This is a genomic window from Enterococcus sp. AZ071 (assembly GCF_050499065.1).
In the GTDB taxonomy this organism is placed as follows: domain Bacteria; phylum Bacillota; class Bacilli; order Lactobacillales; family Enterococcaceae; genus Enterococcus_A; species Enterococcus_A ferrettii.
The window spans coordinates 680,738-704,693 of sequence record NZ_JBIPAS010000002.1 but is presented as its reverse complement, the minus strand read 5'-3'; the positions used below and the strand labels follow the sequence as shown (position 1 = coordinate 704,693).

Annotated in this window: 22 protein-coding genes; 12 read left to right on the top strand and 10 right to left on the bottom strand. The window is 37.6% G+C overall.

From position 1 onward, the window contains the following. Position 1 precedes the first annotated feature (1 nt). The 5 genes from IGI49_RS21895 to IGI49_RS21875 form a co-directional block, all read right to left on the bottom strand. Complete coding sequence (locus IGI49_RS21895; RefSeq protein ID WP_429965485.1) at positions 2-3,583, bottom strand: WxL domain-containing protein; 3,582 nt, start codon at positions 3,581-3,583, stop codon at positions 2-4. Then, positions 3,573-4,073, bottom strand: a complete 501-nt coding sequence (locus tag IGI49_RS21890; protein ID WP_429965486.1) for an LPXTG cell wall anchor domain-containing protein — start codon at positions 4,071-4,073, stop codon at positions 3,573-3,575. The genes IGI49_RS21895 and IGI49_RS21890 overlap by 11 nt, the downstream gene beginning before the upstream one ends. Beyond that, positions 4,054-5,121: a DUF916 and DUF3324 domain-containing protein gene (locus IGI49_RS21885; protein ID WP_429965487.1), complete on the bottom strand. Its 1,068-nt coding sequence runs from the start codon at positions 5,119-5,121 to the stop codon at positions 4,054-4,056. Before IGI49_RS21885 ends, IGI49_RS21890 begins: the two co-directional genes overlap by 20 nt. 71 nt (positions 5,122-5,192) lie before the next feature. Further along, on the bottom strand, positions 5,193-5,897 hold the full coding sequence (locus IGI49_RS21880; protein WP_429965488.1) for a WxL domain-containing protein: 705 nt from the start codon (positions 5,895-5,897) through the stop codon (positions 5,193-5,195). A gap of 570 nt (positions 5,898-6,467) precedes the next feature. Then, positions 6,468-7,583: a site-specific integrase gene (locus IGI49_RS21875; RefSeq protein WP_429965489.1), complete on the bottom strand. Its 1,116-nt coding sequence runs from the start codon at positions 7,581-7,583 to the stop codon at positions 6,468-6,470. A 964-nt stretch (positions 7,584-8,547) separates the two neighbouring features. On the opposite strand from IGI49_RS21875, the gene IGI49_RS21870 reads away from it, so the two are divergent. The 10 genes from IGI49_RS21870 to IGI49_RS21825 all read left to right on the top strand — a co-directional run bounded on the left by IGI49_RS21870 (position 8,548) and on the right by IGI49_RS21825 (position 13,669). Further along, on the top strand, positions 8,548-9,249 hold the full coding sequence (locus tag IGI49_RS21870; RefSeq protein ID WP_429965490.1) for a hypothetical protein: 702 nt from the start codon (positions 8,548-8,550) through the stop codon (positions 9,247-9,249). Positions 9,250-9,339: 90 nt separating this feature from the next. Further along, positions 9,340-10,008, top strand: a complete 669-nt coding sequence (locus IGI49_RS21865) for a hypothetical protein (RefSeq protein WP_429965491.1) — start codon at positions 9,340-9,342, stop codon at positions 10,006-10,008. A gap of 359 nt (positions 10,009-10,367) precedes the next feature. Beyond that, positions 10,368-10,574: a hypothetical protein gene (locus tag IGI49_RS21860; protein ID WP_429965492.1), complete on the top strand. Its 207-nt coding sequence runs from the start codon at positions 10,368-10,370 to the stop codon at positions 10,572-10,574. Positions 10,575-10,590: 16 nt separating this feature from the next. Beyond that, positions 10,591-10,809 carry a DUF2922 family protein gene (locus tag IGI49_RS21855; protein WP_429965493.1) on the top strand — a complete coding sequence of 73 codons (219 nt, stop codon included), beginning with the start codon at positions 10,591-10,593 and terminating at the stop codon, positions 10,807-10,809. A gap of 55 nt (positions 10,810-10,864) precedes the next feature. Then, on the top strand, positions 10,865-11,248 hold the full coding sequence (locus IGI49_RS21850) for a hypothetical protein (protein WP_429965494.1): 384 nt from the start codon (positions 10,865-10,867) through the stop codon (positions 11,246-11,248). A gap of 48 nt (positions 11,249-11,296) precedes the next feature. Next, positions 11,297-11,971 carry a DUF2922 domain-containing protein gene (locus IGI49_RS21845; RefSeq protein ID WP_429965495.1) on the top strand — a complete coding sequence of 225 codons (675 nt, stop codon included), beginning with the start codon at positions 11,297-11,299 and terminating at the stop codon, positions 11,969-11,971. A 124-nt stretch (positions 11,972-12,095) separates the two neighbouring features. After that, on the top strand, positions 12,096-12,176 hold the full coding sequence (locus IGI49_RS21840) for a putative holin-like toxin (RefSeq protein ID WP_242704509.1): 81 nt from the start codon (positions 12,096-12,098) through the stop codon (positions 12,174-12,176). Between the two features lie 362 nt (positions 12,177-12,538). Further along, positions 12,539-12,646, top strand: a complete 108-nt coding sequence (locus IGI49_RS21835; protein WP_429965496.1) for a type I toxin-antitoxin system Fst family toxin — start codon at positions 12,539-12,541, stop codon at positions 12,644-12,646. Between the two features lie 631 nt (positions 12,647-13,277). Beyond that, positions 13,278-13,442, top strand: a complete 165-nt coding sequence (locus IGI49_RS21830; protein WP_429966077.1) for a hypothetical protein — start codon at positions 13,278-13,280, stop codon at positions 13,440-13,442. Between the two features lie 86 nt (positions 13,443-13,528). Then, entirely contained in the window at positions 13,529-13,669 is a 141-nt protein-coding gene (locus tag IGI49_RS21825) for a putative holin-like toxin (RefSeq protein ID WP_429965498.1), read from the top strand. Positions 13,670-15,017: 1,348 nt separating this feature from the next. Here IGI49_RS21825 and IGI49_RS21820 read toward each other — a convergent pair. From IGI49_RS21820 to IGI49_RS21800, 5 genes are all read right to left on the bottom strand, one after another. Further along, the gene (locus IGI49_RS21820) at positions 15,018-15,875 is read right to left on the bottom strand and encodes a PRD domain-containing protein (protein ID WP_429965499.1); all 858 of its coding nucleotides are present in this window, start codon (positions 15,873-15,875) and stop codon (positions 15,018-15,020) included. A gap of 57 nt (positions 15,876-15,932) precedes the next feature. Next, entirely contained in the window at positions 15,933-17,030 is a 1,098-nt protein-coding gene (locus IGI49_RS21815) for an NADH-dependent oxidoreductase (RefSeq protein ID WP_429965500.1), read from the bottom strand. A 67-nt stretch (positions 17,031-17,097) separates the two neighbouring features. Beyond that, a complete protein-coding gene (locus IGI49_RS21810) occupies positions 17,098-18,189 on the bottom strand; it encodes a hypothetical protein (RefSeq protein ID WP_429965501.1) in 1,092 nt (363 codons plus the stop codon). A 17-nt stretch (positions 18,190-18,206) separates the two neighbouring features. After that, on the bottom strand, positions 18,207-19,145 hold the full coding sequence (locus tag IGI49_RS21805; protein WP_429965502.1) for a hypothetical protein: 939 nt from the start codon (positions 19,143-19,145) through the stop codon (positions 18,207-18,209). Next, positions 19,124-20,197 carry a nuclear transport factor 2 family protein gene (locus IGI49_RS21800; protein ID WP_429965503.1) on the bottom strand — a complete coding sequence of 358 codons (1,074 nt, stop codon included), beginning with the start codon at positions 20,195-20,197 and terminating at the stop codon, positions 19,124-19,126. The genes IGI49_RS21805 and IGI49_RS21800 overlap by 22 nt, the downstream gene beginning before the upstream one ends. A 316-nt stretch (positions 20,198-20,513) precedes the next feature. Between IGI49_RS21800 and IGI49_RS21795 the strand changes: the two genes are divergently transcribed. Both IGI49_RS21795 and IGI49_RS21790 read left to right on the top strand, forming a co-directional pair. Beyond that, on the top strand, positions 20,514-22,550 hold the full coding sequence (locus IGI49_RS21795; RefSeq protein ID WP_429965504.1) for a glucose PTS transporter subunit IIA: 2,037 nt from the start codon (positions 20,514-20,516) through the stop codon (positions 22,548-22,550). Between the two features lies 1 nt (position 22,551). Then, positions 22,552-23,949, top strand: coding sequence for a glycoside hydrolase family 1 protein (locus tag IGI49_RS21790; protein WP_429965505.1), 1,398 nt, complete (start codon positions 22,552-22,554; stop codon positions 23,947-23,949). The last annotated feature ends 7 nt before the right edge of the window (positions 23,950-23,956 follow it).

Sequence of the window (23,956 nt, the reverse complement as noted above, 5' to 3'; positions counted from 1 at the left end):
ATTAAGGGGTATCTTCCAAATCCCACTGAATCGTTCCTTGATATTCTTCCCCTGTATTTCCTTGCCCCGCAGGTACAAAGAGCTTCACAGAATCAAAATCAATCAGCACATCCCAGACACCTTCGCCTTTGGTATTTGATGCGCTTAGGAAGGTTAGTGCAGTACCATCCGCAGTTAGTGTAGCTGTGCTGCTAGATACAGGTGCCCCAAATGATGGAGCAATTGCTGGTGTTGGCGTAATCGCTGTCTCGCCAGGTGTTCCCGGATTTTGAATCTCTTTCAATTCAACACCAAAGGAAATTTTCGCTCCCACAAGCTGATCAGAAGTATTATTCACACCGACTAGTTGAGAGAAGGTAGACGTTAACTTCCATCCCGGATGTGTCGCTCGATCATCACGAACCCGCAGCTTAAAGCCATCGGTTGATTCTGTCGAAGCGTACTTCGAATCATCCAGATTGAAGATTTGATTGTAGCTCTCAGGTCTGTGCTGGTTGCCGAAATCGAATTTGTTCGGGTATTCATCTAGACGTAGGGAGTTTGAGTCTAAGTCGTAGATTAAGTAGACCTCTTCATCATGGGTTGTTAATGGATCTACTGCGCCTGTACGTAATGCTGGCATTGGTGTTGCACTGTTGCCATCCCACTCGGATTCTTTAAGCCAACCTTTGTAGATGTAAGCTTGACCGGAATGTGTAAAGGAGTTAGGAGGAGTAGGTGTAAATTGACTATTTCCTAGCACCTCATTTTCCTTAGTTTTTATATGGTTTCCTGATAAGTCATAATATTGTTCTTTTACAGTATAATTTGTTTTAAAATCTGTTTCGACTCCTGTAACAATATGCGAAACATTGTTATCGAAAGTCACTAGAATTTGTGCACGTACATAATACTTTGTGTTTGGTGTCAAACCGATAATATTTGCACTCATGCCTCCAAATCCTGTCGATGGTGCACCTCCACCTGTCCATTTTACATTGTCAGGTGTTTGATCCACATAATTGGTTCTCATTTCGTAGTCTACCCAAGTTAGTTTATCTGTACTTAGTTGGAACTTGGATACCCCATTATTTCCTTCACAATTATCTACAGCTGTAAATAAAGAAGCTTTTGTAGTTCCAATGTTGGATATCGCACTCCCTCCAACGCTTATCTCTTTTGTTGTAAAGTTGGTTTCTTCACCTGTAATAATGTAAGAAGTATTGTTATCAAAAGTAACCAATATTTGCGCACGTATATAGTATTTTGTATTTGGTGTTAAACCTATAATATTTGCACTCATGCCTCCAAATCCTGTCGATGGCGCACCTCCGCCTGTCCATTTTACGTTGTCGGGTGTTTGATCCACATAATTGGCTCTCATTTCATAATCTATCCAGGTTGACTGATCTGTACTTAGCTGAAATTTGGCTATTCCGTTATTCCCTTCACAATTATCAACAGCTGTAAAAAGCGATGCTCGTGTAGCTCCAATACCAGATATCGCACTTCCTCCAACAGTCAGTTTCTTAGTTCTGAATTCTTGCGGTTTCGTACTTTCTACTATTACGTTACCTTCTGACAATGTAACCAGTAATTGGCCTCGTATATAGTATTGAGTATCTGGCAATAATCCAATAACATCTATCGTCATATTTCCAGATCCAGAAGTGGGTGCACCTCCGGACGTCCAAGTTGTATTATCGGGTGCTTTGTTGGCATATCCTCCCCTTATCTCATAATTTGTCCAATTGGATTTATCTGTACTAATCTGAAATTGGGATATTCCATTATTTCCATCAGAGTTGTCCACCGCACAAACGGCACTCACCCTTGTAGCTCCTATACTAGAGACATTAGCATTTGATATGCTCGGTTCAGGAAGAGTAGTAAAATCTGCTTCTGAAGGACTACTATATACAGTTCCACCTTCTGATGTTAAAATAACTACTCTGACAATATATTTAGTATTTGATTCTAAAGTATGCAATGTTAGTTTCAAGGTATCTGTTCCCGAAATGAATGCATGTCCTACAGCCCAAGATATCCCATTTTTTGAACCATTTGGAACAATAACTTGATTGTCTATAACATTTAACTCTGTATAAGTTGCATCAGAAGCTTTTCTTATATGAACTGACGTGATTTTATTATCAAACACAGAATTATCTATTTGACAGGAAATATCAGCAGCCTTTCTTTTTATACTTGATGGTACTGGGACTCCAACTGCTGGAGATGGAGGGGGCGGAAATACAATCGTCCCTCCAGAAAAAGGCCCAGTCCAATAACTTGATTTAGTATATTGATATCCCGCATGTGATCCATAATCCCATAAACGTTTTTCCTCGACATCATACCCAATTGCAAAATCAAATGTCTTGCCTAAAGTAAATCCTCCAAAAGTAGCATTTGAGATATTGATTTCACTTCCAGTAGCAACAGTTGCAATCGTTCCTTTTTTTTGCCAAACAGTCTGTCCTTGTTCTTTATACAACAGATGAATAGCATAAACATTATCTTCATCTGTCCCATATACACCACCTACATGTGAAGCTTTAAAATAGTTAAGTTTGAACCTGCCCGAAATACTAACTCCGTCTGACCCAATTTTACTAATAGCAACATCATTCCATTGTCCGAGTGCTGTATTCTGTACAATATCTTTTTGAGTATCATATACACCAACGGTTCCTAATCCGAAAGGTTGTATACCTAGAGAAGAGTATCGGCTTTTGCTTTTTACTCCACCTATTGAAGGGATTTTAATATGATTTTTAGTTGACTCATTAAGTTCACCATCAGAAGTGTTGCTATCAGTAACCAAAACTTCTTCTTTAGAATGTTCATCAGATTGATTAGAAGAGATTGTTGTATTCTCAAACTCTTGTGCTTTATCTTCTACAACTTTTTTTTGATAAGAATACTCATCCTCTACCAAAAAATACCCTTTATTATTCTTTTCTTCTATTAAACTTTGATTCTCCTGATCATGAGCATTCACCTTATACTTTATTACATAACGAAAAGTGGTTACCTCATCCTCTACCAATAAAACCTCAGTCTCAAAGGGATAATCCTCTTCTTGAATCGCCACTTCTTGCTCCAGCCATTCTTTAACCGTTTCCCATTCGCCAGAAGAAGCCTTTCTCTGCAACTCAAAAGAAGTGACAGCAGTGGTGCTTCTCGTCTTCTCTGTTTCATCCACTCCTGCAAATAACTTCCCAGAAAAATGAACACGATCTTCTACCTGCTCTATTTTCTGTTCTTTGATACTTGGTTGTGGGTTCTTCTGATCTTCATGCAGCTTCAATTCATTTTCATCAATTGTCTCTGCACCATAAGTAATCACAGGCTCTACTGCTTCATCTGCTGTTTCCATTTCTGAACTTGCAGTAGTAGATTCTGTTGTTGCTTCTGTTGTTGCTTCTGGCAACAATGGATCACTGCTTAATGTCTGTAAGGTGTTTGCTGTTTGTTCTTCTGAACTTGTCGTTGATTCAACAGTATTTGCCAAACTAATTGTTGGAGAAAGAATGGACCCAATCATCAAAGCAAGCATCAGCCAAGAACTAAGACGAAGGTTTCGCTGCCTATTTTTCATAGGTTTTCTCCTCCTTTGATCGTCTGATAAAGACAATTGTAGTTAGAATCACTAATAATAGAAATCCCGAAACAGTCCAAAATAACTGCTTCTTCTCCCCTGTTTGAGGCAGCCACTTGTTGCCTGAACCAGATGAACCACCAGAGCCTCCGTTGGTATTAGGCAATGTCTTACCCTGTTGCTTCGTTGAACTAGTGGTACTAGCCGTTCCACTCGTACTTGTCGTATCTGTTGTCGCGCTTGGTTCAGTTGTACTGCTTGTTGAATCGGTTGAACTGTGGCTCGGTTCAGTGGTGCTGCTGGTAGAAGTACTGGTGGTAGTGCTTGTGGATGTATCTGAACTACTTGTACTCGTTTGTGAACTGCTGGTTGATTTTTCAAAACCAATATAGGTTTTAGTATTGGCAAACGCAGTCGTGCCTGCAAAAAAAAGACAGATCAAAGCAGCAGAAGCAATGATCCCTGCTTGCTTACTCTTCTTTCGCATCATCCTTTCCTCCTCCTTGCTGTGTCTTTCTTCGATAAATCAGGTAAGCAATGTTGCCTGTAGTCAAGACAAGCAAAATAATCCCGATAATTTTGTAAAGTTTTGGCATTGTGATTTTGTAGGCTGCATCTTTGTTAATTTGATTGGCTTGTTTATTCGTGATTTCGAATTCTTTTTCCCAGTTCCAGTTTTCTTTGCCATCGGTGGCTGTGGCTGTCAGAATATATTTCCCAGGAACCAAATCTTCAATTCCTGTATAGAGTAGAAAATCAAATGAACTATTTGGAGCGAGCTTCATATTCGCTAAACCATTAGAATACAGAACCTCTTCTTCGCCTTTTCTTGTGACTTTCATTTGCATGGTCACATTTTCCAGTACCTTTGGCTCAAGATTTTGAACGGTCGTTGCAATTACTTTTTCGCCACTTCGCAAAATCGCTTGAACTTTTTTGTACTTTATTTGACCACCTTCATTGAAAGGTCGAAGGTCCTCATTGATCATTAAACCTATCTTGTAGCCATAGGTATTATTAACTCCTCCACTAGTTGACTCCTCTTCGATTCCTTGAAAAGCTATCGCACCCAAACGAACGCCTTGAAAAGCTTCTTTTGGTGGTTTCACTTTTATGTCTACAATCTTTTCTTCAAAATCCTCAACAGTGACTTCTTTTTCAACAATTTTTACTATTTCAGTCAATGGATAGGCAAGACTGTCATCTAAGAGATTCTTCTCATTTCCATAAACAACTTGTCCGTTTGTACTTGTCGTTGCATTGTTCAAACTAATTTTCACTTTGCAGGGTTCTTTTCTTTTGCTCGATATCTTTACTTTAATGGTCTGTTCTTCATCAGGCTCTGCGTGAATATAAAAGAATGAATAATTTTTATCAATTTGTGTATCCGGCTGAATTGCTTCAACTGAGTATCCTGTTTGATCGGCTACATCAGATGCTGCTTTGTCCTCCGCATTGGCACTTGTACTTCCTGTAGAAGCAACTAGGAAGAAACTAATAAGTATGAGTAAAAACTCAAATTGTTTCTTTATCTGCATATTCACACCTCTAAACAATCGTTGAAAAAAGGAGCGGGAAATTCCCCACTCCCATTTCTTCTGGTTTTTATTTAAATAGAATCTTCTAATACCCAATCAATTTTGCCGGCATATTGTTTTCCGTCTTTTGATGTATTTGCAGGAACCTTTAATGAAATAGCATTCATTTCTAGAGCAAATTTTCCGTCAACACCAGGATCTGCCGACTGCATCATAGTTACGGTATCAGCTGATAAACCAGTTGCTTTCAAAGTTACACTTGTCGCACCAGCTACAGTTACTAAAGTGGGTGCAGTACCAAAAGCCGCAATAGCACCTGTTGATTCAGGAACTTCAGTATTTTGTCCGCTAGCACTCTTGTATTCTTTCAACGCATTACCTGTAAAAGAATACTCTGCATTTGTTAGTACATCTGTTCCAGCTTTCAATTCTTTGGCTGCTGCAGTCAATTTCCATCCATTGTCCGTAGGAACTGTTGTACCATTTGCGATCCGCTCGTCTTTTACAACGGCATATTTTGTTGCTCCATTTGTCGCTGTGTAGGTTTTTGCTGCTGTGGTGTGTGCGTTAGAATTACCAAACTCAAAAGCTGTTGGATACCAAAGTAAGTCTAAATCTCCACCATTTGGAGTTGGTGGGGTATGTCCTGTGAATCCCACGCTCCCATTAGTTGAACCTCCAGATACTGGTGCCGCAGCTGCCGGCATTGCCTGCACCAACAAACCACCCATCATTGCTGTACCCAATAGTGCTGTTGCTAATTTTTTCCTATTCATCTCTTTTTCTCTCCTCTATGTTGTTATTTTGAGATCTATATCAAGGTTACTCCCCCATTGATACCGGTATGACAGTAAAAGTGCTATACTTTTACTTGATGCCTTTTTAAAGCTTTTTTTATCCTGTTCTATTTAAGAATAAGAAAGTCAGCTTTCAAAAAATTAATAATCTTTGTTCGAAATGAATCTTTGCTATTCATTTATTGATACTTAGTAAGGATGATTAACTATTGATAGCTAATCAAAAACGATTCATATGCTATTTTTTAGTTCTGTATTTTTCCTGTTTGGCTATAAAACACGATTTCTACCTCAATACCTATATCCACAAGGATACACTTTTTATTACGGCGTAAAATGACGGCGCACACTTGCCTTTAGACGATATTAAATAACAAAAAATAATTTGAAATTTTTTTTTGAGATGAATTCATTCAATAAGGAATGAACTTTTTTAAAAAACTGGAGTTAGTTCGATTTCCTCCACAGGAAAACGATTACATACAAAAAAAGAAAAAAAGGGGGAGTAAGGAGAATCGAAAACGTTTTTTGAAATCGATTACTTACTAATTAAGCAATATTTTGTTGTGCACGTTCCATTGAACCGATCACAGCGATACGTTTTTGTACGATGGAATCAAAGTAGACCGTTGTGGTCAGTTGTGGAGAGGTATGCCCTAACAAGATGCTGACATTTAAGATATCCTCTGAAGATTCCAAGCAACGGGTCGCAAAGGTATGGCGTAGCTGGTGGAAGTGAATGTCTTCCAGCTTGGCCTTTTTGCGAACACGATGAAAATGATACGTTAACAGTCGTGGTTCACATGGTTTGCCTTTCACGGAGAAAACATACTCTGATTTAGATTCTTCCTTTAGGCTAGACAACAACTGATGCAGCTTGCTTGTCATAGGGATTACTCGCCGAGAAGACTGTGATTTAGGCGGTCCTAAGTGTAAAGCTGTTTTGGTTCCGGTTGCGGATAGTACTCGTTGATACGTGTAGTTCACTTCGATCATCCGTTTGTCCAGATCGACCGCTTCCCATTTTAGACCAGCAATCTCGCCAATCCGCATGCCTGTCTCCATTGCTAAAATGACCGCTTTTGTGCGAATATCTTTCTCGGCTAAGACAGCCTTTTCTAGACGCTGTTGTTCTTTGGTCGTTAAAGCATGCACTTTTTCTTTAGGTCCTTTAGGTAATCGAATCCATTCACAAGGGTTCTTCTGTACTAATTCTTTTTGAATTGCATACTTCAAAGATTGTTTTACGATCCGAAAGATCACTTTTATACTACTTAATGATAAACCAGTTTGAATCCAGGCTTGAATCATGCGATGGATGGTGGACTCATCTAATTGATACAATGCTACCTTCCCAATATGCGGCCAAATATATTTTTTGAGCTTACTTAAGTAACTAGAATAAGTTGCTGGTTTGACGACTTTTTGTTGTTCTGCCAGCCAGGTTTGACTCCATTCGTCATATTCCACAACGCTTTTTCCGTAGAGTTCTAATGTGATTTGAGCTTGCCTACGTAACGGACCTAACTTTTCTTTGACCTCTTCATACGAATTACCGTAGATATAGCCATACCTAATTTTTCCATCAACTTTACGGCCTCTATGAAAGCGGCCCTCCCAACGAAGATCTTTTCGGTGATAGATATTTTCACCTGTTCGCGCCATAAGATAACACTCCCTTTTTCTTTAGTAGACGATTTATTTTGACGACGTAAAAAGGCCAATTTCTAACCTAATTTCCGTCATTAATTTCACTTCAAATAGCTAATTTTCTTCCCTCAAAAATTATTATCACATATTTTTTATTTAAACTATTGATTTATTGGTTTGAATAATTTACAATAATTATGAAATGAAGGTTTTGCTAAATTAGTTTATTCTATTATTTAACAAGTTTGAGGCTTCTATTGAACTTTTTTCCAGTTTTATAGCCAAACAGGAAAACAAGCCAACTGTCAATTTATCAAATCATTACTAAATAATCAATAATTTTTTTGAAAGAATGGATGTTTTTTAATCGATTTATTTGTACTTCATTTGGCTTTGCTCATTAAATATGAGCAAAGCCTATTTTTACTACTATTGCAATATTTATCTCACTTATCTATTTCTCAAAATAAGATTAACCACTACAAAATCCTTTCCACTTAAATCTATTTTTCGTTATTTTTATTGAATTTTTTATCGTTTTATGACCATATTTTTTAGCTCTTCTTTTAATGCCTCCTCAAAAAAATTTCTTCTTTCATTGTCCTTTTTGGAATCTTCTTCATCCCGTGGGGCTTTCTTAAATTTATTTATATCTTTTATTAATCATCTAACTATTACCACTTAATAAGTTATCGATTAAGCACCGATTTTACTTATAGATTCATTATTTTCCTTCCCACAATTTCATTAGGAATGGGAAACACATCGGAAATTACACGATTTCAACTATATAACAAATGATTGTTTCATGTATGAAATTTGATAAACGACCTTTTCTGCTGATTTAATCACATACCGTATCTTTTTAATAATTTATATCGTTATTTTTTCGTCCATACCGAAAATATGTCTATTTACAATGGTTTTTTATATAGTATTATTATTGAAGTAACACCATATTGAGGAGGTAAGTTTGAAAATGAAGAAGTATGATTGGTTATTAAAAGACAAGGTGCTAAGAGAGGAGGTATTATCTGAAGACTGGGTTCATATTTGTGAGGCAGCTTCACCACTGAACTATTATGACTTAAGTGAAATAACATCCTTAATCTCGATGCCGTGTGATTTGGGTACATTAGTTGTGAAGAATTTCGGTCTCTTTTATGCTGAAGAGAAACCATTGAACGTATTGGAAAAATGGTTGACCATCCATCGTTACGTGAATGCTGAGTTGAAACCGTCCTCATCGGGAACGGTCTCTTTAGTGACTTCAACGTTCTGCTTAAGTGCTATTCCGCATTCTGATGGGGTGCTTTGGGTGAATCCTTTGCACATTTATCAATTATATTGTGGAAATGAAGGCGTTTTAGTTGAATTAAGCAATGGTTTGAGCTTGGATATGGCAATTGATTGTACGTTTTTTCTACGATTATCAGTTGAAACAGCTTATACGTTCGCACTGTATCGTTCTGTTCATCAGAATTTAGTCGAGTCTTTTCACCTTTTGGATACACCTTTTAATCAGTATTTGAGAAAGCAGCTGGCTTTGATTGATTCGCTCTTGTCACAAAAAGATTCTACTTTAGTAAAGAAGTTCTTGGTATTTCCTCAACATCCACCTTTTCAGGATTTTATGAAAAACAAATTTGTGCCACCCTCCCCCTGTGTAGCCACAGCTTAGATTTCGAAACAATGCACTACATACCTGTTGATCGGAGTGATTGTCATAAGTAAGAAGCGTGTATTTGAGGGAAAAGTGTTGGGAGAAGAAATGTCAGATGATTGGGAATATTTCTTAGACACAGCTCCTGTGTTCAATTATTTGAATATGAAAGAGATTCACTTAGTGTGCCCTATTCCGGGAGAGAAAGGCACCTTTGTTTTACAAGATGATTTACCTTACTTGGCTACTGAAGGACCATTAAAAATGATTGAGAAGTTCTTTGCCACTCATCGCTTGATGGATTATCAGTTGATGCGTCGGACCTGTCAATCGTTAGAGGGCTTGCCTTCGAAAAAGGTACCCATTGTGAACGCCCACTTTGTATTGTTTCCTATTACCAAGCCAGAGATATCTACATGGTTGAATCCCTTAACCATTTTTCAAGTGGCTGAAGATGGTGGGTACACTACTATAACGTTAACCAACGGACTCTCCTTGAAGTTACCTATTGTTAGGAAATCCTTGGTTGCTTTGACTAATAAGGCGATTTATTCATTGGCTACCTATCGTCAGGATTATTCCACCTTTATGAGATCTGAAGGACATCCGTTGAGTTACGTAATGATTCCCGCCACACCATTTGGTCGGACATTAGTTAAGCAAAAGCTGCTGCAGGAATGGCTGTTAACGCCTGGTGAATTTTCTAGACAATATAAACTGGAGGAACATCTGCTTTGGTATCAATCTCTTGAAGGTGAATTTCCGGAAATAGAGTAACTAAGTGATGCACTCATTCTAACAAAGGTTAGGATGGGTGCTTTTTCCTTTTTTTTGGATAGATAAAGAAACGGAAACCACTTAAACGTTATTTTAACTCTAGTCGTAGAGTACTAAAAAAATGAAAATGGCTTTGTAACAGCTTTTAACACTTATTCGATGAAAAGGTCAAAGTTTCTAAAAGGGATAGAAAGTTTTCAAAGGTAAATTTTACTGTGCGATTAAATCAGCATTATGGCAAATGAGACTGGAAACTTTCTATGGTTTTTGGCAACTTTGCTAGTTTGTTTTTTTATTCCTTTGATTTATTGTTTAGTCACCGGCCGGAACAAAAAAATTATCTCATAGGAGGAAAACAAATGATCCAACAGCTAGGCACCAAATTACAAGTACAAATCGAACAAGCAGGCGAAGACAAACAAAAGAAAGTGAATTTCAGCAACATCGTCACAAACCCAGCAGAATCAGACATCACAAAGTTAGGTGAAATCATGGCTGATCTAGCAGGAGATGGCAGCAGTCTAGACAGCATCATTGTTACCAACCAAACTCGTGTTACTAAATAAACCAAAGGAGGAAGCTATGCCCGAAACAAAACTGATCGCTCGCTTCAAAACCGAAGCGGACAAAACCCACACCTGGAGCTACAACGAACCGGATACCACTAAGACTCCAGTAGAAGTCAAAGCAAGCTTAGAAGAACTAACTACTCTGAATCTCTTCAAGAAGGATGGCATCCGCCAGTTTTTCTCAGTGGAAAGTGCAGAATTCGTTACTACCAAAGAAACCCCACTATTTTAAATACAAGTATGCCCCGCGGCTAAAACGCCGCGGGAGCTGAAGGAGGAAACCACCGATGACTGAACAACCATTCACTCAATACCAACTGTTTCATTTAAAACACACTAAATTAGAGGAACAAATCAGCCACTATTATCAAGAAACCCAAGATAGTTCTGTGACGATTCAACTGTTGTTAGCCATGAAAGTTCGCCATATGTTAGGCGAATCCGATTTTGAATTATTCCTGCAGGATTTAGTTAAGCATCTCTTTGTCAACAATCGGATTACTCGTGCCTTGCGCCGTTACTTTTATTTTTTTAGAGAATATTTTGAAGAGAATGAGTGGGAGATCTTGTCAGCTCGGTGTTTTCCACCAAGTCATGTTACTACAGAATTAATGGAAGTCGTCCCGTCAACTGTTGAAGGAAATGAACAGGGTACTTTAGAAAGTTCCTGAAAGAAAACTACTATATAAAGATAAAAAAATTAAAGGAGAGAAAAAACTATGTTTAAACTAGCAGCCGTATTTGAAAATGCCGCGGGAAGAACCCATCGCTGGGGCTACAATGATCCAGATCCAACGAAGAGTCCAGAGGAAATCAAAACAGCCTTAGATACCATAACTACGTTAAATCTATTTCAGAAAGACGGAATCCGACAATTCACTAAGGTCGTTTCTGCGAAATTCGTTGAAACTATTGAAACACCAATTTTTGATCTATCGAAGCCAACACTAGAAGCTTATATCGCTGATCCGAACAATATCTTTTCAGCTCACATTATTTCTGAAGAAACACCCCAAGTCTCAGTAACACCAGCCGTAAATGAAGAAGAAATTACAATAGAAGCAGTAGCACAAGAAGAAGTTGTTGCACCAAAAACTATGGAAGCCGAAGTTCCAGCAACAAAAATGGTGAATCCAATGAAACAAAAATCTAACGTATCAGCTGCTTCTGTTAAACCTGAAACTCTAGCAGCTATTGTTGAAAAAACTAAGAAAACTAATCTTGTATCAAGCAACTCAGCACAGCAGTTAGAGGCTCTGACCAATGAGTCTGCCTCGCCTACAACCGACAGTCTCACAGTCCAAAAGCCTGTGAATTCGCGAAAGGCACAAGTAGATCGAGTTCGAGCCTTTCATGAAACCAAGAAGAAAAAAGGGAAAAAGAAAAAACGCTAAGTCCCTCACCTAACCTTGATTGTCGTAAAGGAGGTGATGCTAACTTAGCAGTGTTTCTGGCGGTGGCTGAACTCTAAGAAAGGAGTGATGCTGACATGTTCATCCTAGGAAAGGAACTTCCGCCATGACTGTGTATCAGGCGTTGACATTGGCAATTGCCTTTGCGACCTTGATCATTACCCTTGATCGACACAACAAGAAATAGTACCGAGCTCTACTCACAGTCACCGTCTTAAACGGTGCTCTTTGAGGTGTTATGCGCGCAGCACCTCTGCTTTGAGTAAAAAGGTTCTACATAATTGAGGATGAAATTCAGCTTTTTTCTGCCGGTATGTTGGTGGACTGTGACCTTTGAAAATTGAATAAATCTAAAAGAATATTTAGTGGCAGTTGGCTGTAATTTATTGGCGAGATGGATGGAAGAATACATATCTATGAATGAGTCTGATTTTTTATATTATTTGGTGATTTAGCACCCTAATTTTAGTTTGCGACTGATTCTACAAAACGAATACGAATAGCACACCAAGAATGATTTGACAGCTTGCCCCGTGAGGGAGTGCCGGAATGTTTGCACAATTACTATCGTTGATTGTTGCACCAATTATTGTTTGTATAGCTACAAAGCTATTTTCTTACTGGCTAGATGAGAAGGACAAAGGCGACGATCAATAGAGCAAGTTTGCTATCTAGTCCACATGTTCGTAGTCGCAACGAGCGTAAAAAAAGCCAATCCTTCTCGCAATATGGCTGGCTTTTGTGCTGCAATGCAGTACATACACTGTCGTTTCGCAGGTTTATTAAGAAATGCCAGTTGGCAATTTTCAGAATAGGAAAGACATGACAATGGAGTAGCAATCCCTACTTACTAATAGTTTTTTTGAAATATTTTTTGCGATATTAATAGTTCTATTAACTATCTAATACTAAGCAGCACTGGCAACCGTAGCTTGACTAATCTCTAGCAATCATATAACTGCAGATACAACAGCTTCAGCATCTGCCTTTTCCTCCTAGTCAGTTTTGTTTAAGAGTAGAGGGATAAGAGTATAATTTCTTCGCCGCTTATCAACTTGGCTATAGGTAATGACCACTTTGGACTTGATAGGCCTTTGCTCGAGCTGTTCAAACTCTATCTGCATACAGCTGCTGTTTAATTCTTTTTGCTATTTCTCTAGCTATCATTTCTCGTGCAGCTTTTTCGGAGTCTACGCGTCTATCAAAGTCAACTATCCAATTTTTCTCACGTCTAACTAACCAGGTACCAGCATTGGCTTGGTCTTCAGTCTGACCAGTTAAATATTCCATACCAACGACGAAGGCGAACCGTTCGATCAAACTGATCCATGATCGAATGCCTGTAATCGTTAAGAGAGGAGACGTAAAGAACTTGTTGTTTCACTCGCTAACGCGAGCAAAACTGACTAAAGTCATTAACAAAAAAGCACTAAAAACATTGTCACATCAATGATTTCAGTGCTTCTATATGATATAATTTAAGGGTAGGAAGTTTATGGCGGTAGCAAATCCTATTCGAAAGAAAGAGGGTGGTGCTCTATGCACAACACCGGAAATCTGACGAAAGGAGGCGCGCATTTGTCTGCATATGAGACAATTCAGGTCATTCTTGGCTTTGGTACATTTACCATTGCTTTGATTAGCTTGATTGTTAAATTGCTAAAAAACGACAAAAAGTAACCCGTCATAATCTTTAGCGGGATTGACGGGATTACTTTTCCAAAAATTATCCATGCTACCGCTTTAAACGGTCTACATCTTTATTGAGGGTGGAGCACTAACTCCCCCTCTTTACTTTTTCATTATACCACAAAGTATGCTAAAAACCAATTTCAGGATTGATCTAACGGGCTTTTGCCCGCTTTTTTTTGTCCACCTAAGTGGTGGTGGCGGTCGGAACGTGGTGGACAAAAAAAGAATACTCTTATCATCTAAAATCCTTGTGAGAATGGCGGTTCTCTTTTGGGATTATGTTTTTTTTGATGAAAAAGCCTGCTTTTTAAACCCTGCGGTTCAGGTGCCGCCAAGGATTGGACGTGGCTCTTAAGTCCCCTAAGGTTTTGTGAGGGGATTTAGTGGGAATGCTTTGAACATGGTTATAGTTTTAGTAAAACTTTTTTCAGGGTGGCTCATTTGGAAAAGCGACTCTCTAAGATTCCAAGCCATTGGACTACTGAATCCGAACCACTACTCAGCGAAACCAGTTAAAAGAATTTATATAACTAAATTTGGTAAAAAAGAAAAGCGTCCGCTAGGAATACCGTGTAAGATTGATAGAACAAGTTTGCTATCTATCCCACACAACGAACGTAAAAAAAAGCCAACCATAGTCGCATAGGGTTGGCTTTCATGCTGCAATGCAACACAATTACTATCGTTTCGCAACATCATTATAGTATGATTGTTTACCATTTATCAATTAACAAACTGATAAAATAAGCAGAGGAAGCTGCCAGCTCTTGAAACAGAAAGGTGTCATGTATTGCGAAAATCAGCTGTCTCAGTAAGTGAGATTTGGTATTCTTTATCACACTGTTTTAGACTTGATTCAACGAGTTTCCTTTGAAGACGAGGGAAAATATTACCGTGTACAAAAAGCGGTGTTACCCATTTTTTGCTTGATAATCGCAGAATTTCTAACAGAATAGAACAGCTTTGATTCAGAAAAAACGGCAAAAATTTCATTTGCTAATTGCTTTTTGATAGGTGTTCAATTTAACACAAGTGAAGAGTCTACTTGCTTAATGTGATTTTTAGACGAACTCCTTATAAAGCAAAGGGGACTCTCTTTGTGTAGTTTCTTGAAAGAAACGCAGTTAATGTCAAGGTCCCTATTTCATTTTCAAAGAAGCACTGTAAGTTAGGATTTACTCAAGTTTTTCATGTGCGAAACTTAAATTAATTAGATCTTGAACGGTATAACTGTTCTCATGGTTCAATTCAAGTAGAGCCTCATCAATTTTATTTTGGATGGCAGCAGCTTTCGAATCCTTACTATGAAACATTACCGAATAAATATAGGATCTGATTAAAATGCATCCACTCCAAATCTATATAAATGAAGGGCAATATAACCAACCTCGGATCTATTGATCTTTTTGTTTAAATCATTTTGCATGACTTTTACGAGTCGCCAGGCTAATGAATAGCTACGTGCATAGTTTTCTTTTAAAAGAGTCTCCATCTCAGCAGGGATTTCCAATACTTCATTTCTGCGAATTCTCTCGATTGCAAATTTGAAATGAGTCACTAATCGGCCGTAGTTTAGACTAGTTTTGTCAATTTTCCCACCAATATAGTCCTCTATTAGCTCAATCAACTTTTGGATCAGAGAGGATATTCTTTGCATATCTTCAATAGATTCTCCCTTAATCGAACTTACAATGTGCAAAGTGATCAATCCTACTTCTCCTTCAGGAATTTCAACAGTAAATTCTTCTTCTAAGAATGAAACAACTTTTTTAGCTATTTCAAATTCCTTAGAATAAAGAGCATGCAGCTCCATAGCAAACGGATTTTCAATTGGAATCCCCATTTTAATTCTTTTAATTAAGAAAGAAATATGATCTGTTAAAGCGACATGGATATGCTCATTTAGTTTCTCTGAAAGATTTTCCTGAATCAGTGCAACAACTTCACTTGAAATTTCGGCAATCTTTGGAGAAGTGTTCTCAAGTAATTGAGAGTACATTTCCTTTTCGTAACGATCTTTTAGGACAAAAACAGTATCGACCTTTGATGATACGATGATATCTTTTGATTTTTTACTAAAACCAATCCCTTTGCCTATTAAAAAGACTTCCTCACCATTCCTGTCGTTTTCCATGGCAAGTAAAATATTGTTCGTTAGAACCTTTTTTATTATATATCGTCCCATTTCTACCATCCTTTCCTCCAAATAGCAGAACAGTAGTGTATTTTTATTTCAATAACTTGTGCTCAATCATTCTAGAAACTCTGTACCTTTAAATTTGGGAATGCCAGAATCAGAATTCTTAAACCAATATTTCAATTTTGTTGGAAGATCTAATGTCTCAATGGTTGATACGGAGGTCAACTCATAAGAAATTTTTTCTGGTTTAGTCTTTATAGTTTTGGAGAACGCCGGATTTAAAATAGCTAATCTGCCTATTGAAACCATGTCTCCTACAGAAGCAGCATGTACCACCTCGTTTAGAGAAGCTGCTCTTGGCATAAATATATAGGCAGCACGGTTAGAAATACACTGCTTAATTAGATCTCCGTATTCTGGACGAGAGACATGTAGATAGTCGATTCCTATTTTCAATACTTCGTCAATCAACTGTAGAGAGTCTTCAATTCCATACCCTATATTTTCACCATGAATTTCTGTTTGAGTAATTCTGTAGCCGATGATAAATTCCTTTGAGGCATTGTCTGATACAACTTTTTTTACTGCTTTGATTATTTCTAGTGGAAAATTCATTCTTTTTCTAAGGCTGCCACCAAAATAATCTTCTCTGCGATTCGAATAAGAAGAGAAAAATTGCTGAATCAGATGATGATTCGCACCATGAATCTCGATACCATCAAACCCGGCTGAAATGGCTCGTCTCGTCGCCTGTCCAAAATCATCAATTATCGACCATATCTCACACAGCTGTAGTTCTTTAACGTCATACTCAAGAAAAGGAAACTCTATGAAACTTGGTGCAAAAACAACCCCCAGATTTTTTTGGGACACTTCGGCTTGTCTACCCCCATGGTATATCTGCAAAATGGCTCGTCCCCCCTCTTTTTTCATGACCGAAGCAAGTTTACTTAGCCCTTCAATGAATCGATCGTCTGAAACTGATGCTTGATAAAAAAAAGCTTCACCATGCTCTGACACTGCTGTTGCACCTGTAATTATAAGACCGCCTACACTCGAACGAGAAGAATAAAAATCTATATCTTCCTTAAGAACGATACCATCATAAGTAGCACCTTTAGTGGTCATTGGAGCCATAGCAATCCTATTCGGAATAGTAGCCCCATTAGGTAATACCAGAGGTAAGAAAAGATCCTCAATTTTTTCCATTTTTTATCTCCCATAGTTTTAACTCAAAGAATTGTTCCAATAACATTCTTATCGGACCTTGCTTTTTTTAGATAGCCAAGTTATTTTTTAGTTTTTTCCAGTAGTTATTTTTACAAATAAATTCATCAAAGCATAAAACTGAAGGGGGAATATCCACAAGTTGCATGATTGGATAATACTTCATTTCTTTCATTTTCCAAGTTCCCTGTTCTTTTGCCGCCTTTATGACATGAATAGCGGTCAAAGGATGAAGAGAGAGCGAGCTTGCGCTAAGTATATGATTCTTAGTTCTGTTGAATTCACTTCGAATCATATAGGCTGTAGCACAATCTTTCTCGATAATGAGTTCAGCCATACTGGTTGTATGTTGCAGTCTTGCTTCTTTGTGCTGCTTGGACTTAAAGAAATTTATCGCAGCCTTTCTTCCATAGTAAGAACCATCCGCAGCAAAGGGATCATTTCGGTTCATATTCTTATGACTTGAGTAATCCAGGAGTATTTCGTCTGAAAAAGCTTCGTGACATAATGAAAAATCGCCGCCATCCATACCAAAGTTGTTTTTGAATTCTAACTCAAATAGTACTTCTTCATCTGACTGCGGCTCTTCATCAAAGGGGATGGCCCTCCAGGGTGATTCAAGCTCAGGATTGATCATAGGGGTGTGCCCATAGAATTTTGTATAATCAATCAGCTTCCAATGATCTTTAATCAACGAATTGTTGCCATGCTCATACATCAAATCAAAGCGAATATGCGAGAAAAGCCATTTACCCTCTTCTTTTTTTAAGGAATTACAAAATTGACCGCCAAAAATGAATGAATGGACAGTCTGGCCATCTTTGTCGATAAGGGCATACTTGTGTTGTGTATATGCGCTTTGCTGTGCTGAATCATTCTGACTACGACAAACAAAATTTGAAAAATTAAGAATCGCTGCATCCAATTTAGGACCTTCCCAAGATAACGCATTCCTTAAATTCTTTCGTCCTACAAAATGACCGGTCATGCTGACATCAAAAATACAATTTTCACTTACTAACTCTTCAAGTTTATCAATCGCATTGTCTCTCCAAAAAGAGGAAAACTTATAGAAAAGTTGAAAAATCTCTTTTCTATTTTCTCCAGAATAAAAATTCAAATAATCCTTTACGTATTCCATCGTTTCACTCCATCATTCTAATAGTTAATTATAGACACACGATTATAGTGAACATCTGCAGCTTTTTTCATTTGAACTTTTCTGATTCTCAAATCGCAATCATTTGTTTTGGTTAATTCAATCGATACATCTTCATCAAAGAACGTATGGTATTTAGTCAACGAGTTCAGTTTCTTTGTTCCCAGTCTATGTGACGTTAAATGTTGACCTTCCACAATCAAACCTGAATCGATTAAATGAACTTCTTTCAAAGCAATGCTATTCTGATCTAAATCAAAATAAGCTCTCGTTTCTGAAATATACTGGTCCAAACTATCTGGTGCTCCTGAAAATATTTCTTCGCCAACAGATTTATCTCTTTGAATCAAAAAATCTTTCGTTACAATCTCTCTTAATATATCTACCTCACCAGTATCTAGGCACCAGAAAAGAATTTTGGAGTAATCTTTCGCTTTGTTGTCTAAATGCATTTCAAACCTCAATGAGTTAAGATAAGACTTCAAGCTGAACTTGTTTAGACCTTTGTAATTATTCTTACCCGTTGAGAAGTTCCATTTATTTATCATGTAGCTGGTATTTTCCGCCTGATATTCTAAGACAAAAGAAATTTCTTCTATTTTATTACTTAGTCTATCAATTATAAAGACATATTTACCACCAAAAACAAGGGGATAAAGAGTGTTGAATTTTTCGTCAGCTACCATGTGATGGACTGTTAGAGCTTCTACAAATTTATCATTTAATGTATAGGTCATGATTCCCGTTGTGTTGACAGTAAACACATCAAAATTTTCCTCAAAACAAAGTGCCCGCAATACAGCCTCAATCCCCTTTGCTGACCCTAAATTTGAGTAATTGATTGACACGTCCGACGAGAGTAATTTTTGCATTCCTTCAGAATCGTTGTTCGTATAAGCGATTAGAAAATTATTGATTATTGTTTGATAGTTGACCATTTTTTACCTCCACAAATTAAGTCATCGTAACAAAGAGAATGCTCAGGTACTTCAACAAAATCAAGAACAGGATCATACGTAAATTCCGATAGCTTCCACTCCCCCTCTTCTTTTCGAAATTTATTTCTATGGAGGGCATTATTTACATTGGTAAAGACGGTTTTGTCATCATAAATTCTATTTGCGATACGATTAAATTCACTTCGAAACATATAGGCAGTTGCCTCGTTTCCATTAATCACGATATCTCCCATGGTATCTGTATGCTGCAAACGTGGTTCCTTATGATGCTTAGATTTCAAAAAGTTATTGCACTCAGCTATTCCAAAATAATCACCGTCCGTTTGAGAAGGGTTATACTTATTGACGTTCTTATGAGCAGCCATCTTAAACTGTACATCTGTAGTGAAAGTCGATGCTGTCATCTCAAAATTTCCACCATCCATACCAAAGTTCAATTTAAATTCAGTATCAAATATTTTTTCTGCATCACTTTGTTCTTCCTCATCGTGAGGGATCACATGCCAGGGAGAATCAAGTTCCGCATTAATCATCGGCTTGTGACCGTAAAAAATCCCGTAATCCATTAAAGTCCAATGATCCTTAACAAAAGAATTATTCCCGCTCTCATACATCAAATCGAACTTAAGATGAGAAATTTTCCAGCCATTCATCGTTTTCTTGAACGTATTAACAAAGTGACCGCCAAAAACGAAAGGATGAATGATCCCGCCTGACTTTTTACCATATATGCATTGAACATACGCGCTTTGCTGCGCCCTATCACCCGTTGATCGAGCCACAAAATTCCAAATAGTAATACGTTGGATGTCCATCGACGGACCCGGCCATCTTAATCCATTTTTGACTTCTTCAATCGTCTCAAAGTGACCGGTCATACTTATATCCGCTTTACAATCCTCGACAAAAAAGTCAGCGAAATTCTCAAAATTGTTGTCCTGTAAAGAAGAGATGAAACTGTAAAACTGAGAGAATAATTCTTTCCTGTTATTTCCTGAATAGAAGTCAATGTATTTTTTTAAATATTCCATAATTACCTCCAAGCAAAAAAGTACATAAATATCCCCTAATGATGAGGATATTTATGTACCTAATTTAATAGTCATACACGATATTTTTTTGTTTGACAGCTGTTAAGCATATTGTAAGCGAATAACTATTTAAAAGTCAATGTTTTTTTATTTTCGAAAAATACTTGACTTTCTTTTTTTAAGATACTACAATGCAAGTGACAGCTGTTAACTAAATATTTTTTGCATAACTATTAAATTAGGTGTAGAAGACATTCAAACTATTCTAAATGGTTTGAGTCTCTTTTGCGCCTATTTTTTATTGGAGGGAAAAGAAATGAAAAACACTATCGGAAAAACAATACTTGATAAGCTCCAGAAATTTGGACCAGCTATGATGATAGTTATTGCAGTAATTCCAGTTGGTGGATTACTACTCGGGTTAGGGACCATCATGCAAAATGAAACCTTTGTTCAGGATATTCCACTGTTAGGCTCTAGTGTGATTGTAGCAATAGCAACTCTATTCAGCAGCATCGGTGGACTCATCTTAGGAAATCTGCCCATTTTATTTTCAGTAGCCATCGCAGAAGGTTTAAGTGATCATGACGGTATAGCGGCGTTAAGTGCCGTCTTGTCTTTCTTGACTTTGAATACAGCAATTGGAAGTTATTTAGGGATAACAACAGAAACTATGGCAAAAGATCCGGCCATGTATACCACAGTGTTAGGAATTCCAACTCTGCAAACAGGGATATTCGCAGGGATTGTTGTCGGATTGACGGTTGCTTGGACATATAAGAAGTTTAAAGACATAAAATTTCCACAAGCATTATCGTTTTTTCAAGGAAAAAGATTTGTTCCCATTATTAATATTTTTGCTGCCTGTATTGTAGCTATCCCATTTGCTCTAGTCTGGCCGGCAATTCAAAGTGGCATTTTAAGCCTAGCGGATACTATGGTAAATTCGCAAAGTCCTTTGACACTTTACATTTATGGATTAGTCAATCGATTACTAATCCCATTTGGCCTGCACAATCTGTGGTATCCTCCATTCTTTTTCCAATTTGGAAATTATACCACAGTCGCTGGTGAAGTGGTCCATGGTGATATCAACATTTTCTTAGCACAAATTGCTGATGGTGTACCTGTTACAGCAGGAAGCTTTTCTGGTGGTTGTTATCTATTTCCTGCATTTTGTATCGCGGCTGCCTTAGCTATTACCAAAATGGCAAAACCGGAAAATCGTAAGAGAATTCTTGGGTTATTTAGTGCTGGTATTGTAACCGTACTTTTTACAGGAATTTCCGAACCAATTGAATTTGTTTTCCTATTTACAACTTTTCCATTGTACATTATTCACTCATTTTTCATGGCGTTGTCCTTTCCTCTGCTTAACATCTTTGGTGTTCATGTCGGCTCCACGTTCTGTGGTGGAATCATGGACTTCATCGTTTATGGTGTATTGCAAAATGCTCCAGGCTGGGCATTGATTATTCCATTGAATCTAATCGTGGGTGTAGCCTATTACTTCTTGTTCAAGCTCATTATTAAGGTATTTGATTTCAAAACACCAGGAAGAGAAGATGCTGTTTCTGAAACTTCTTCCAAGAAAATACCCGTCGATGACTTAGCCTACTCTGTTTACAATGGATTAGGAGGTTCTAGCAATATTTCAAGTATTGATGCCTGCGCAACACGTTTACGAGTGAGTTTAAATTCTTTAGAAAATATAGACAAGGACGACTTCGTTCAAATGGGTGCAAGTGGCGTGATGCAGGTCGGAACTTCTCTACAGATCATTTTTGGAACTCAAGCTGGTTTTCTTAAGGAACAAATCAAGTCCATCATGGATGGAAAGGTTCCTGTTAAGAAGACCGTTACCCCAGTAAAAAACCTTAATGAAATTGGACTAACAGAATCTATTCTCTCTCCAATGGAAGGAAACCTCTTGGAGATTGATCAAGTGCCAGACAAAGTTTTCTCCGAAGAAATGATGGGTTCAGGATTTGCCATTGAGCTTTCGGATGGAAAAATTTATTCACCAGTGAATGGGAAAATTGATAATGTTTTTCCAACAAAGCACGCCATTGGCATTCTTTCTGATGAAGGGAAAGAAATACTCATTCATATTGGTTTAGATTCTGTTAAGCTAAACGGTTCACCTTTTGAAATTTTAGTTAATCAGGACGAGTTGGTAGAGGCTGGTCAATTAATTATGACAGTCGATTTAGCGCAATTAGCTTCTAAAGTTTCTGTAATTAGTCCTGTCATTTTTACAAATTTGATAAATTATAAGGTGAAACTAGATAAATCAGGAAAAATCAAAGCGAAGGAAACTAAGTTCTTTCACTTCGAAGAAAGAGGTAAATAAAATGAAACAAAATTATAAATTCAGCAAAGACTTTCTATGGGGTGCCTCAACAAGTGCATATCAGATTGAAGGCGCATGGGAGACTGATAATAAAGGTAAAAGTGTTCAAGATGTTAAAGAAGTCTACGAAAATACGAGTGACTTCAAAGTTTGCGTAGATCATTACAACAGATACAAAGAAGACATCAAGCTTTTTCATGAAATGGGTTTAAAAGCTTACCGATTTTCGATTGCATGGACTAGACTGCTTCCAAATGGCAGAGGTGAAGTTAACCAAAAAGGTGTAGAATTTTATCACAAATTAATTGATGAGTGTATCAACTATGGTATTGTTCCGATTGCCACCATGTTTCATTTTGATTTGCCTTATGCGCTAGAAATTGAGGGTGGCTGGTCTAATCCCTCAACAATCGATGCCTTCGAAGAATTTAGTAAAATCGTCTTTTCAGAGTATGGTGAAAAGGTCCCCTACTTTCTTTCGATTAACGAGCAAAATGTTATGATTCTACATGGAAATGTCATTGGGACTTCACTTGAAGCTGAGAAAAAATGGAGAAGTTTATACCAACAAAACCATTACATGCAGCTCGCCCAAGCAAAAGCGACTATTCTTTGTCACGAGTTAGCTCCAAACGCAAAAATTGGTCCTGCACCAAATATCTCGCCAGCTTATCCAAAAACATGCAGCCCAGAAGATTATTTGGCAGCAATGAATGCCACAGCCATTAGAAACTGGTTGTATTTAGATTTGTCTGTTTATGGGAAATATAACTTTCAAGCGTGGAACTATTTAAAAGAACGAGATTATTTACCTAAAATTGAAGCAGGAGATATGGATCTTTTAAAACAGGCCAAGCCAGATTTTATCGCAGTAAATTATTATAATACGATGACTGTCGAGGCGAACTTAGAAAATACTAACTCTGCCGGTGAATACGGTGATCAACAAATCGCTATGGCCGAAGAGGGTTACTATAGACAGGTTAACAATCCTCACTTGAAAGAAACGGATTTTGGTTGGGAAATTGATCCAGTTGGATTCAGAGTAACGCTACGGGAAGTCTACGATCGTTATCAATTACCGCTTCTAATTTCTGAAAATGGGATTGGGACTTTTGATACGTTAGAAGAAGACGGAACCATTCATGACCAAGAACGAATCTACTATTACGAACAGCATATTGGTCAGCTTGCTAAAGCTGTGGAAGATGGCGTACCCATTATAGGCTATTGTCCATGGTCAGCGATTGACTTGATTTCTACTCATCAGGGCATTCGAAAGCGTTATGGTTTCGTCTATGTAAATAGATCAGATGAGGATTTATTGGACTTACAAAGATACAAAAAAGACTCGTTTTATTGGTACAAAGACTTAATTAAAAACCAAGGCGTATACTAGGAGGATC